The sequence below is a fragment of the Enterococcus sp. AZ050 genome, from assembly GCF_051715085.1.
Classification (GTDB): Bacteria; Bacillota; Bacilli; order Lactobacillales; family Enterococcaceae; genus Enterococcus; species Enterococcus faecalis.
The window spans coordinates 436,477-448,684 of the sequence record NZ_JBIOTC010000001.1 but is presented as its reverse complement, the minus strand read 5'-3'; the positions used below and the strand labels follow the sequence as shown (position 1 = coordinate 448,684).

The 12,208-nt window shown below is 34.8% G+C and carries 18 protein-coding genes, 1 tRNA gene and 1 pseudogene; 19 read left to right on the top strand and 1 reads right to left on the bottom strand.

Features of this window, described 5'->3' with window-relative positions:
* The first annotated feature begins 6 nt into the window (after positions 1–6).
* Together IGJ04_RS02215 and IGJ04_RS02210 are read left to right on the top strand one after the other, a co-directional pair.
* Positions 7–725 (top strand): annotated as a pseudogene (locus tag IGJ04_RS02215) (ORF6C domain-containing protein).
* Between the two features lie 178 nt (positions 726–903).
* Positions 904–1,077: a hypothetical protein gene (locus IGJ04_RS02210; RefSeq protein WP_438839852.1), complete on the top strand. Its 174-nt coding sequence runs from the start codon at positions 904–906 to the stop codon at positions 1,075–1,077.
* Here IGJ04_RS02210 and IGJ04_RS02205 read toward each other — a convergent pair whose 3' ends face one another.
* Positions 1,078–1,278, bottom strand: a complete 201-nt coding sequence (locus IGJ04_RS02205; protein WP_154081271.1) for a KTSC domain-containing protein — start codon at positions 1,276–1,278, stop codon at positions 1,078–1,080.
* Positions 1,279–1,384: 106 nt separating this feature from the next.
* Between IGJ04_RS02205 and IGJ04_RS02200 the strand changes: the two genes are divergently transcribed.
* From IGJ04_RS02200 to IGJ04_RS02120, 17 genes are all read left to right on the top strand, one after another.
* Positions 1,385–1,579 (top strand): hypothetical protein, encoded by a 195-nt coding sequence (locus IGJ04_RS02200; RefSeq protein WP_174114273.1) that lies wholly within the window; start codon positions 1,385–1,387, stop codon positions 1,577–1,579.
* Positions 1,570–1,755 (top strand): hypothetical protein, encoded by a 186-nt coding sequence (locus tag IGJ04_RS02195; RefSeq protein ID WP_438839851.1) that lies wholly within the window; start codon positions 1,570–1,572, stop codon positions 1,753–1,755. Before IGJ04_RS02200 ends, IGJ04_RS02195 begins: the two co-directional genes overlap by 10 nt.
* 44 nt (positions 1,756–1,799) lie before the next feature.
* Positions 1,800–2,123 (top strand): hypothetical protein, encoded by a 324-nt coding sequence (locus IGJ04_RS02190; RefSeq protein WP_438839850.1) that lies wholly within the window; start codon positions 1,800–1,802, stop codon positions 2,121–2,123.
* A gap of 199 nt (positions 2,124–2,322) precedes the next feature.
* Positions 2,323–2,655 carry a hypothetical protein gene (locus IGJ04_RS02185; RefSeq protein ID WP_192189395.1) on the top strand — a complete coding sequence of 111 codons (333 nt, stop codon included), beginning with the start codon at positions 2,323–2,325 and terminating at the stop codon, positions 2,653–2,655.
* Complete coding sequence (locus IGJ04_RS02180) at positions 2,642–3,292, top strand: ERF family protein (protein WP_438839849.1); 651 nt, start codon at positions 2,642–2,644, stop codon at positions 3,290–3,292. The genes IGJ04_RS02185 and IGJ04_RS02180 overlap by 14 nt, the downstream gene beginning before the upstream one ends.
* On the top strand, positions 3,289–3,930 hold the full coding sequence (locus IGJ04_RS02175) for a putative HNHc nuclease (protein ID WP_002363343.1): 642 nt from the start codon (positions 3,289–3,291) through the stop codon (positions 3,928–3,930). Before IGJ04_RS02180 ends, IGJ04_RS02175 begins: the two co-directional genes overlap by 4 nt.
* A 4-nt stretch (positions 3,931–3,934) precedes the next feature.
* A complete protein-coding gene (locus IGJ04_RS02170) occupies positions 3,935–4,135 on the top strand; it encodes a hypothetical protein (protein ID WP_438839848.1) in 201 nt (66 codons plus the stop codon).
* 51 nt (positions 4,136–4,186) lie between these two features.
* Positions 4,187–5,095, top strand: a complete 909-nt coding sequence (locus IGJ04_RS02165; protein WP_438839847.1) for a DnaD domain protein — start codon at positions 4,187–4,189, stop codon at positions 5,093–5,095.
* 3 nt (positions 5,096–5,098) lie between these two features.
* Positions 5,099–5,401 carry a hypothetical protein gene (locus IGJ04_RS02160; protein ID WP_202579554.1) on the top strand — a complete coding sequence of 101 codons (303 nt, stop codon included), beginning with the start codon at positions 5,099–5,101 and terminating at the stop codon, positions 5,399–5,401.
* A 320-nt stretch (positions 5,402–5,721) separates the two neighbouring features.
* The gene (locus IGJ04_RS02155; RefSeq protein WP_438839846.1) at positions 5,722–6,546 is read left to right on the top strand and encodes a DNA-methyltransferase; all 825 of its coding nucleotides are present in this window, start codon (positions 5,722–5,724) and stop codon (positions 6,544–6,546) included.
* A gap of 210 nt (positions 6,547–6,756) precedes the next feature.
* Positions 6,757–7,506, top strand: coding sequence for a phage antirepressor (locus tag IGJ04_RS02150; protein ID WP_047649051.1), 750 nt, complete (start codon positions 6,757–6,759; stop codon positions 7,504–7,506).
* A 323-nt stretch (positions 7,507–7,829) separates the two neighbouring features.
* The gene (locus IGJ04_RS02145) at positions 7,830–8,246 is read left to right on the top strand and encodes an ArpU family phage packaging/lysis transcriptional regulator (RefSeq protein WP_438840342.1); all 417 of its coding nucleotides are present in this window, start codon (positions 7,830–7,832) and stop codon (positions 8,244–8,246) included.
* A gap of 810 nt (positions 8,247–9,056) precedes the next feature.
* A tRNA-Glu gene (locus tag IGJ04_RS02140) sits at positions 9,057–9,128 on the top strand.
* Positions 9,129–9,344: 216 nt separating this feature from the next.
* Positions 9,345–9,431: a putative holin-like toxin gene (locus IGJ04_RS02135; RefSeq protein ID WP_219376566.1), complete on the top strand. Its 87-nt coding sequence runs from the start codon at positions 9,345–9,347 to the stop codon at positions 9,429–9,431.
* Between the two features lie 351 nt (positions 9,432–9,782).
* Entirely contained in the window at positions 9,783–10,013 is a 231-nt protein-coding gene (locus IGJ04_RS02130; RefSeq protein WP_438839845.1) for a hypothetical protein, read from the top strand.
* Between the two features lie 68 nt (positions 10,014–10,081).
* Positions 10,082–10,939 carry a phage terminase small subunit gene (terS, locus tag IGJ04_RS02125; RefSeq protein ID WP_438839844.1) on the top strand — a complete coding sequence of 286 codons (858 nt, stop codon included), beginning with the start codon at positions 10,082–10,084 and terminating at the stop codon, positions 10,937–10,939.
* On the top strand, positions 10,899–12,197 hold the full coding sequence (locus IGJ04_RS02120) for a PBSX family phage terminase large subunit (protein WP_438839843.1): 1,299 nt from the start codon (positions 10,899–10,901) through the stop codon (positions 12,195–12,197). Before terS ends, IGJ04_RS02120 begins: the two co-directional genes overlap by 41 nt.
* The last annotated feature ends 11 nt before the right edge of the window (positions 12,198–12,208 follow it).

Sequence of the window (12,208 nt, the reverse complement as noted above, 5' to 3'; positions counted from 1 at the left end):
AAGAAGATGGAGAATCTAGTAATTATGAAAAACCAACAAGCAGTAACAACTAGTTTACAAGTTGCAGAAACGTTTAATAAAAATCATCGTGATGTTTTAGCAGCGATTGATGATTTAAAAGAGGGGGTTGCGGAAAATTACGCAGACCTATTTTACGAAGATAGTTATATTCATCCACAAAACAAAAATATAGACAAATTATTATGAACCGTGACGGATTCACGCTACTAGCAATGGGATTCACTGGTCAAAAAGCTCTTAAGTTTAAACTGAAATACATTGAAGCTTTTAACCAAATGGAGGAACTGCTCAAAACTCAATCAAACTTACCGATGAATAACACAGAATTATTATTAGAAGCTGCGCTAAAGCATGAACGTGGATTGACTCTTGTAAATCAACGTTTAGATAAGCTAGAAACAGAAACAACAATTAATAGAAGCCAACAACGAAAGATACAAGGCCTAGTTTCATCAACTGTTATCAAAGTATTAGGTGGCAAAAAAACATCGGCTTATAAGGATTCAAGTATTAAGCAATCAGCCTTTAGTAATTGCTATAAACAATTGAAAGCATTATTCGATGTAGCCTCTTATGTAGATATTCCAAAAGTTCGATATGAAGAAGCATTAGCTCTAATTCCTAAATGGAAGCCTGACTTGGAATTACAAGCAAGAATTGATATGGCTAATGGAAACGGAGATATGTTTAAAGAAGTGAGCTAGATCAGTAAATAAAAGGATGGAAGCTAATGTTTAATTTTTTAATCAATCCAGAGTTTTGGAAAGGATTTATAGTTTTAGGGATTTTAGTAATTATAGCTATCTATTTGGCGATTAAGCTTGATAATTAATCACCTCACTTTCAACTAAATTATATCAAAAAAATTATAGGAGGTTAATCATGAAAGAAAATGAATTCAACGAAGAAAGAAAACAAAAAATATATGAATTAGCATTGGAAATTGTAGAGCTATTAAAAGAACATGGTAATCCTAATATGAAAATTGAAATTAGCATAGATAGAATCGAACAAACAAGTGTTGACTGGGCAGAGCCAACACCTGCATGGGACTGATTAGTATCCACGTCTGAAAGGGTACCTTTTAATATTTTGATGATAGTAGCTACCTTTTGAAGAAGACGACAATAGTCCCTCGTAAATATAATGAGGCACACCTGTATGCGTATAAACACCGTTGTGGAATTGGACCGTCAACTCTTGATTGGATGAATTATATCCAACAGCAACCATATTACTAGAAGAAACAGGAATCATTTCCACTCATATTCACCACCTTATTAGTTATTTCAGTGGACCACTCACTGATAAGAGAATTTTAGCAAAAAAAAATTATATAAATCAATAGCATAGGAGGGTAACCATGAAAGCAATCCGAGAAGCACGATTGATAGGCGCATTTTTAGTGATGATTGTACTAGGTGTGTTATTGAAAAGCTATTTTTCAGTGTTAGTAGTGACCATATTCATTGTAGCGATCTTTATCCTTTGGTTTTTTAACTGGGATGAAGCGAAGTATCAATACTCTACAAAAGGAGGCGATAAAAAATGTATGTAGCTGTGGGTGAAGCTAGTAGAGAAACATACGTGACTGGAGAAACACAAGCGGAAGTCTTTAGAAAATTGCTTGAAGAATATCCATATGTTTCAGCTGATAAAAATGTTTATCCAGAGAGATTAAGCATAGTAGAAAAAGAGCCCCGAACGTCTGCAAACGAACAGGGCAAATATTGAACCAAAAAATTAAAAAAATGACTAACTAAGGAGAGTATACCAAAATGAACGACAAAATTCAAAAATTGATTAAGAAACTAGCAAAAGAATGCCAGAAAGGAGAAGTTGCGCTTGTTTTAGCAACTGTTGATCCAGAAAGAATGTACCTACCCAGTGTTTTACTTGCAGGTTCTTTGCCTGAACAAGCAATTGCATTTAGTGAATTATTTGAAACACTTAAAGAAAAAGCACTTGCTCATGATTGTGATTGTCCGCAATGTAAACAAATAAAAGAATCATTTATTTGTGCAGAATCATCTTCAACTAAACAAAACAATGAGGAAAAACTAGATACATTGTTAAAAGATTTTTTACGAGGTGAGTTGTAATGACTAGAAAAGAAAAGTTAAACCAAGCAAAAAGATTAGCTGATTTATGGTACAAGCAACAAAAAAGTCAACTATACATTGCGCAACAAAAAGAGCGCAGAGGGATTGCATGATGAAAAAAGCGACTATGCCGCCAAGCAATTAGTCGCATACAAAAATTACACTAGAAAAATTGTAACACAGAAAAGAGGTTTTGTGAATGAATCGTAGAGAAGCAAATGCGCTAGATCAATATTTAACAGAATCGCCTGAAACGCTTAGTGAAGAGGATAATGAAGAAATTAGAGATTGGAAAGACAATGTATTGACAATCTATGACGAAGTATTGGAAGTAACGCTTAAGGATACTATTTCAGGAAAAACAATTGAAAAGATTACGAAATCAGAAGATTACATGGAACTTATTCTTGATGAGTATAAAGATTGTATTCCCATTAAAGTTACCTTTTTTGATGCAGGAGACTATATTCGATTAAACCCTTGTCGTTGGTCAGTTTGTTATAAAGAGGAGAGAGAACATGTCAGAAGATAAAAAAACATTTGTAGAAAAACTAATTGCTGTGCAAACAGCATTAAAAGCTCCTAAAGGGCAATACAACTCGTTTGGAAATTATAACTATCGATCAGCAGAAGATATTCTAAATGCTGTGAAGCCACTAAACAAAGAGCAAGGATTACTTTTGACACTATCAGATGAACCTTTGCTAATCGGAGATTGGCATTACATTAAGGCAACGGCGACTATAACAGATGGCATTATAAAAGAAAGTTTCACCGCATACGCTAGAGAATCGTTTACTAAGAAAGGAATGGATGATAGTCAAATTACTGGAGCTGCTTCTTCGTATGCACGGAAGTATGCGCTAAATGGATTATATCTAATTGATGATACAAAAGATGCGGATACAGACGAATACAAGAAACAAGAAAAAAATGTAAAGAAGATTACTAAAAAACAATTGGAACAATTGAGAGCAAATTTCCAAAAAATAGCTGCCTTAAAAAAAGTTTCAGAAAAAAGTGTCGAAGCTCAATTTCTGACGATTATAAAATTTGATGGAAAGATAGAAGAGTTAGACACAGAAATACATCATAAGCTAATGGAATTAACCAATAGAAATATTCATAAGCTAGAAAATGAACAATTTTTTAATGATGTGATGGAATGATTGGAAAAATCATAAAACATAAAGGAAATAAATTAGCTATCGAGTTCGAGGAAGAAATTAACTCAAATTTCCTCGATCTCTTAGCTAACAATGATGACAATTTAGCAAAAGTTGAACTGTTAGATAATCGGCAAATGTCTCAAAAACAGAATGCACTTTCTCATGTTTTAATAGCCGACATTGCTCGTTGGAGTTATGACGAGCCTAAATGGATAGAAGGAGTTCTAAAGTATTACTACGAAGCTAAAAGCGGTGTGTATTTTGAACACAGTAAGGCTACACGACATGAGGCAACAGAATGGATTAGTTTTTTAATCGAATTTATTTTGAAAAACGATGTGCCACTAGAAAAGAGATACCAATACTTGCTAGAAAATAACAAATGGTTTTATTACTGCCTTAAATACCGTAAGTGTTGTATTTGTGGGAAACATGCCGATGTTTGTCACATCGAGGTAGTCGGTATGGGGCGAAATCGTCAAAAGATTAATCACGAAACATTTACTTTTTACGCTGGTTGTCGTCAACATCATCAAGAAGAACATCAGATAGGCACTAAGAACTTTTTAAACAAGTATCAAATTAAACCAGTAAAACTAAATGTTGAAGAACGTAAGAAGTTGAATATCGGAGGTTAACAGTTTGGTAGAGGAATTACTTGAAAAATACAGGCAATTAACATCGAGTCAAAAACTATTTTTTGAACTATTAGCATTTGTCTATATCGGTTCAAGAAATGGTAAAGGAATAGCTATTGAAACACAAACAATAAAAAAAGTCGTTAACGGAGAAATTAGGCATAAATATGTCTATACGGTCGTTGTTGATGAGGAGGATAACTAGTGAATAAATAAAGAGAGGGAATTTTCCCCTCTTATCTAGGGAGGTGCGATGATGGACTATATTAAGCAGATTTTAGCGTTTGACGATTATTTAATGTACAATCAGGGACTTTCATCTGGGCAAATTGCTTTATGGCGCGCATTGATGAGCATAAACAATAAAACAAGATGGAGTGAGTGGTTTACGGCAAGTAATCAAACGCTTGAAACTCTAGCTGGTCTTTCACGCCAAGGAATAAATAAAAATCGAAATGTATTAAAACAACTAGGATTAATTGATTTTCAAACCAATGGAAGAAAAGCAACTTCTTACCATATATGTAAACTTTATACATCAGATAGTGTACAAGGAAGTTTACAAGAAGATGTACGTAAACTTTCTACGTCAAATAGTTTACAAGAGAGTGTACAAGACAGTTTACAAAGTAGTAGCGAAACAGTAGCGGAAAAGTGTACAACACAGTTGCGCAACAGTGGCACATTATATAAACATAAACAAAACATAAATATAAACGAAAACACAAACATAAATGAGCATGAAGAAGATGTCGGTGTGTATGAGTTTATTCAAAGCCATTGGGAACAACAGCCTAATAACTTGTTGAAAGGTGCTTTAGGTCCATGGATTAGAGAATGGGGTCCAGAGCTAGTTTTGTATGCTGTTAAACAGGCTTATGAGTACAGCGTAGATATGAGATGGCTAAAATCATACGTGGATAAAATTTTTGCGAATTGGAAAGATAAAAGCATAACCACGCTTGAAGAAGCAATAGAAGCGCAGAAAGCATTTAATGCAACAAGAAAAAAAAATACAGGGATTAGTAGCTATCAAAATAAAGCTGTTCGGCAAGAAAAGGTGCCTGAATGGATGAATCAAGCAAACGGTGAAGAAGAAAAGCTATCACCAGAAGAGCAAGCAGCTCTAAAAAGACAAATACAAGAATTGTCGGGAGGAGAGTAAATCATGATTGAAATGAAGATACTTGATTATCGAATTACTAGTGATGATAAGCAAGTAATCGTAAATAAAGCGAGACGAAACGAACACGGAGAGTTAACCATTTTGACTGATAAAGACGGTACACAAAAAGAATCACTCGCTTTGATTGGTTATTATGGCAATTTAAGTAAGGCTCTCGTCGCAATAGAACGCGATTACGTGCTTTCTAGTGGTAAAACAATACAAACAGTCAAAGAATACAAAAAAGAGCTAGAATCGATTCACAGCAAGCTAAAACGTGAATTAGATTTCGGGGAGGAATTTTAGATGAATGAATTAGTTATCATGAAACCACGAACAGAAATTGAAATTATGAGTTTGGAGGAACAAAAGTAGTGGGAAAAAAGGAAAACGGATAAAAAAGCAAAATCGAAAACGAAAAAACGCTGCTATTGCAAACGGCACATACAGTAAGCGAGGTAAAAGCGATGACATGTCCAAAGTGCAAGGGACAGATGATTGTCTGGGAAAAAGATAAGTTGAAACATCAAAAAGGTTTTTATTGTCCGTTATGCAACAAAAACGGTCAAAGTGTTGCGAAAAAGTTAGCTGAGATAAAGAAAAAATAAACGAAAGGAGTGGGAGATTTGCGGCCGCAAGAAAAAGCTTTTTACTCCTTTAAAAATATGGAACTAAACAAAATATATAACGAAGATTGCCTGGAAGGAATGAAACGGATACCAGATAAAAGCATCGACATGATTTTATGTGATTTACCGTATGGAACTACGAAAAATAAGTGGGATAGTATTATTCCGTTTGAGAAATTGTGGGAACAATATGAGCGAATCATTAAGGACAATGGCGCAATTGTCTTAACAGGCTCACAACCATTTACGACAGACATAATCATGAGTAACAGAAAATTATTTAGATACGAATTAATTTGGAACAAAAAACATTCTACTAATTTTTTCTTAGCTAATAAGATGCCTTTGAAGGTGCATGAGAACATTCTTGTTTTTTACAAAAAGCTTCCAACTTACAACAAACAGATGATTCCAAGAGTAAGTAAACGAATAGCAGAACATCAAGCAAAAGGCTATGTTTTACCAGAATCCACTAATTCAGATAATTACGGAATTATACGAGGTGTAGTAGATTCGAGACACTACGATAAAGATTGGAAAAATCCGATTAGTATTTTAGATATTAATCAAGTGAAAAGTAATGCCCATGAGCGTACAGGACACCCTACCCAAAAACCTGTTGCATTGTTTGAATATTTAATCAAAACATACACAAATGAAAACGAGGTGGTATTAGATAACTGCATCGGTTCAGGCACTACAGCAGTTGCTGCAATTAACACTAATCGTCAGTTTATTGGTTTTGAGAAAGAAAAGGAATATTTTGATATTGCTATTGGGCGGATTAAGAAAGCTAGTGAAGAAAATAGGTTTCAAGTTTAGCGATTACTAGTTTAGATAATAAGCAACAAGCGCAAGTATTACGAGCTTTTGCATTGTTCCGAAAGGACAAATCGGCGAGTGTATTGATAAAGTGGATGGAAAAGTATTCGCTTTATTGATTAAATTTGATAATGGTGAAGTGTTTTGGTTTATGAAGAGAGATTTGATTGAAGTAAAGGAGTATGCAGATGAAGAAGGGAGATAAAGGAAATGAATACACCACAAATTTTTAATTTTGGACAACAAGAAGTGCGAACAATGCTTATAAATGAAGTTCCATATTTCGTAGCAAATGATGTCGCTAAAACATTAGGTTATAAAAATCCAAGTGATGCTACTAACAAACATTGTAAAAAAGCTATAAAAACATGGGGTAGCGATTCGCTAGGTCGTCGTCAATCGTTTAAAGTTATTCCTGAATCTGATATTTACAGACTAGTAATAAAATCTAATCTTCCAAATGCCGAGCAATTTGAAGAGTGGGTTATGGAAGAGGTCTTACCACAAATTAGGAAAACAGGTAGCTATACGAATGTTCCAAGTTCGTTTGCGGAAGCCCTGCGGTTAGCTGCTGACTTGGAAGAAGAAAAAATGATGCTTGAACAAAAAGTAGCGGAGTATGAGCCTAAAATCACTTATCTTGATACAATTTTAGCTTCGAAAGATACAGTCACGACTTCTCAGATTGCAGCAGATTATGGCATGTCGGCTATTCAATTAAATAAACTATTACATCAATTAGGCGTACAACGAAAAGTTAGCGGACAATGGTTGCTTTACAAAAAGCATATGAATTGCGGCTACACTAAATCTCATACAAGTGAAATCAAGCAATCAGATAATACAGTGAAAATAGTGATGAGTACGAAGTGGACGCAGAAAGGTAGATTGTTTATTTATAACTTGTTAAAAGATGAAGGCTATTTACCTCAAATGGACCTATGGGATAACGTTTCTTAAGCAGAGAACAAAAAAAGCCAACCGACCACTGGTTGACTAAGAAGAATATTTTACCAGAAAAGTGGTAGCTTGTGATATGCGAGGTTACTTTACCCCAAACATTGGTCACAATAAAAATATTTTATCATAAATAGAAAAACTCAACTAGTTTTTTCTAGTCGAGTTTTCTAGATGACACCACTCAAGATGAATTGAGTTGTTCATATTATATCATGATGAAATATGAAATTTCAATAAGAGTAAATAAAAAAAGCCGGATTGCTCCGACTGTGAGTAATGTTTTCGACATAGTTATTATACCACAAAAGGAGCGATTCCACTTGATTCAATTGCTAAAAGAAGTAGATTTTCGACAAACAAAAGCGAATGCCAGAAATGTGTTGAAGAATTTTAGACGTTTAGAGCGAATAGCTGGTCGCTCTTTAATAGATTTAAAATCACCAATTATTACAGATATGCCTAAAAGCCAAAGCCACGGAAACAAAACAGAAGATGCACTGGTACAATTAGCAGATGCAGAAGCAGAAAGAGACGCAATTTTATCTGCGCTTATGGCATTAAGTCTTATTAGTCGTCAAGTGTTATACTATAGTTTTTGCGATGTAGAAAAACATACCAATTGGGAAATAGGGCAGTTAATACGTGGATATGGTGAAAAAAATGTTGAGAAGTTAAAATCTAATGCTTTGATTGAATTTGCTGAAGCCTATAAACACGGAATTTTAGTTGTTTATAAATAGAAAATTTTGTAGGGTTTTTGTAGGGAAATTGTAGGGATTTTATTCGGAAATCCATGTTATTATGGTAGTGTCGAAAGATAAGGAAACGAGGTAAGGCATGCATTACCTATCTTAGCTCCGTTTCGCCTATCTTTTGAGGCTACCTACAAAAAATAAAGAATAAGGATGTGGAAAGTCCAGTTCTTTCTGTCTCGTTTAGTCTAGGTAGCAAATATTGCAATAAACTTGGCATTAAGCTTACACGTAGACGTACGCCGAAAGCACTTGTCAAGATAGCGCTATGTTAGTTGCAATGATCACTCACAAATCATACGTTCTCAAACTAAAGAAATGTGGTGTAATTCCTCTCTCTTTTTTCTACAGGTTTGTGAGTGATTTATCGCTGTGGCGGAACAGGTAGACGTTACTACGTAGAATAATCGGCTTTGGTGTTCGGTGTTTATATAGGCGTTAGTCTGTAATAGTATAAGAGGACAATCACAAGAGCCTGTAAACAGCTGAGTAATGCGGTTTGAGAGAACCTCCTATACTCCATAAAATATATAATCTTGTGATCATTTGGTGCGGAGGCTTTAAACATTATTCGGTGATATCCGATGTAAATCTAAAGGGAGATAAACGGTAAAGATTATTCATGCAAGGTGCAAATCCTTGCCAGCGATATTGAGTTTGCGGTAATCTCGATTGCCTGTAACGAAAACCGTATAGAGATTGAGCAGTTAGCACGTGGCAATCAGCCACTATGTCATTCTAGGGCGCTGCCGAATGAACGATCTCAAAAAATGGCATAATGTAATTGATACTTTCGGTTGGCGTGTAGCTTAAAGGTAGAGCGTTGGGTGTTCTGTTCAAAATATGCAGGTTCGATTCCTGTCACGCCAATAGGTAGCTTTGCTACTTAAATAAAAGAATCGTCAATAGATGTTTCTGCTGCATTCACGTGAGGCACTAGCTTAAAAGTGCCTCTTTTTTATCTGGTAGAAGAATGAAAAATTATGTATAATAACTTTTGTAGAAAAGTGAAAAGATGGTGGCTAATCTCTTGAATAAAGGGGTGATGCCTATGGTTCATAGCTTTATCCCTAGAAGGGAGTAGGCATGTCTGTATTTGAAGCATTATCGCTAATGATTGCATTTGCAACGTTAGTTTTGCTTATTATAGACCATACGAACACAAAAAAATAACCATCTAACACTTTAGCAGAGAGTAGATGGTTAAACCATTGAAATTAAGCTGCCGTCTTTTTAACGGTTCTACATTGGGGCGTGTTAGCAGCACGTCCTTTTTCTATGTATATTATACCATGAAATAGAATAAATTCAATCAGGACTACTCAACGTAAGTGAGTGGTCTTTTTTTTGTACATAAAAAAGCCACTAGACTATGGGTTCTAGTGGCTAGGTAGCATTCGTGCACAATTTGTTAGCTATGAGTGTGAACATCTACATTTGGTTTAAAGGAGTTGCTACCTATAGATAGTATAGCAAGAAGTGATTTATTGAATCAAGTACATAAAAACAATTAGGAGAGAGAACATGAAAAGCTATTGGTATGTATCGCTAACACATAAATATCCACAGCCGAACCGTTCAACTGATTCAGTACGTGTTGTTATGTCTGTGCAGATAAAAAAGAATGCATCTATTGTCGAAATGACGAGAGAAGCTACACCGAAAGAGATTGATTCTTGTAAGTTAGTCTATTGTGGTTATGGTAGTTGGGGTGATAAGCATATACAAGAGAATGTAGAGAAGTATAAATGCTAATAAATTATGATTGTAAATATCGAAAACAAACTCAACTATTGAAGCGAAAAGCGAGGTGGTGTTAATGGATGGCTAGAAAAAGAGACCCTCGTCGTGATGAAGCTAAAAAAATATGGCTAGATTCAGGTGGGAAAAAGGTTCTTAAAGAATTAGCTAGTGAACTAAATGTTTCTGATTCTCAAATCAGGAAATGGAAATCTGTTGATAAATGGGCGGAGGAATTAAAAGGTAACGTTACTAAATCGAATAGTAACGTTACCAATAAAGGTGGAGCGCCTCCAGGTAATAAAAATGCTAAAGGGAACAAAGGAGGTTCTCCTCCTAAAGGTAATAAGAACGCTATTAAAACTGGCGAATATGAAACAATATTTTATGATACATTGAGTGAAGAAGAGAGGGAGATTTATTCTAGCATGAATGATGATCCTTCTCTTGTTTTATTAGAAGAAATTCGTTTATTGAAATTGCGACAATTTCGAATGATGAAAAGAATACAAAAAGCTGAAGCTGGTTTAAACGACGAAGAAGTCGACCGTTTGCAACAGCTAAGGAAAATTAAAACACCTATTGAAAAAGACGGTAGAAAGCTAGAGATAAAACGTGAAGTTATGCAAGATGTTCAAGTAACAAGGAAAACTTACAGAAAAATAGATAATATTTTATCGTTAGAAGAGGCATTAACTAGAATCAGTAATAATTTAACGAAAACCATTAAGATATTTAATGAGTTAGAATTACAAGCTGAACGAACTAAGATAGCAGGTATTCAAGCTAGAAAATTATCAGCTGAAACGACAATTATTGAACATGAAGTGGATAAATTAACATCTAGTGGTAAAGTAAATGATTTGCTTCGTTCCTTGTTAGATGTCAAGTTAGGGGGAGATGGTAGTGGCTCAGCTACAATTCAGTCAGAAGCAGATTGAAAACATCAATCAACCTATAAAAGGCATCACGTTTGAATTAAACGAAGGTACGCCACGTAGTGGAAAGACTACTTCTGATATTTTTAAAATGGCTGATTTCTATTTGCAGTCACCTGACCAAAATCATCTCGTTACTGCATATAATCAAGAACAGGCTTATCGCATGTTTATGGATGGGGATGGTTTAGGTTTGGTCCATATTTTTGCTGGTTGTTCAGATATACGGCATGATGAACATGGAGACCATCTTTTGCTTTACGCTCCAAATGGAGAAAAGAAAATTTACTATAAAGGTGGCGGGAAGATAAACTCTGTGGGTGCTATTACTGGTATGTCTTTAGGTTCTGTGACATTTCTTGAATTTAATTTATTGCACAAAGATTTTATCAATGAATGTTTTAGACGGACGTTTGCTGCAGAATGGCGTTATCACTTAGGTGAACAGAATCCGCCAGCACCGAATCATCCTAATTTAGAATTGTTAGAACGTTTTGAGAAATCAGGACGTTTTTTATTTCGGCATTGGACACCAAACGATAATCCAATCTTAAATGAAGAAAGAAAAAAACAATTATATGACGAGTTATCCAGTAGCGAATACTTATTGGAACGTGACTGGTACGGTCATAGAGTTTTGCCACAAGGTGTTATTTATTCAATGTTTGGGAAGCACAATAAAGCAACTGAAATAAAAGGGAACATAATTGAAACGTTCTTTACTGCTGATGGTGGGCAAGCTGATGCAACTACCTGTGCATTTTGGGTTGTCACTTTCTATGATGGGAAATTTTATCTATATCGTTTAGCGAATTATTATCATAGTGGAACGGATACAGGCGTAACAAAAGCAATGTCTATTTATGCCAAGGAAATAAAAAAGTTTATTGAGTGGTGCTATACAAAATGGCGTTCTTTACCACATTGGAATTGGTTTTTTGTTGATCCAGCCTGCAAAACATTAAGAACAGAATTAGATTTGATTGGTATTGATACAGATAAAGCTGATAACAATAGTTCTGACAAAGTTTCTAGTAATGGTCTTAAAATTGAAGTGGGTATCGAACGATTGCAAAATACCATGACAAGCGGTCAATTTATTATTTTAGAAACAGGCGATAAATACGATCATTATAATTTTGAAAAAGAATTATCTATGTACGTGAGAAACGACAATGGATTACCGATAGATAAATATAATCATGCTTTAGATGAAGCTAGGTATGGTAATAACTATTTTTACAAAAATTATATCGCTTAGAATAGAGGTGA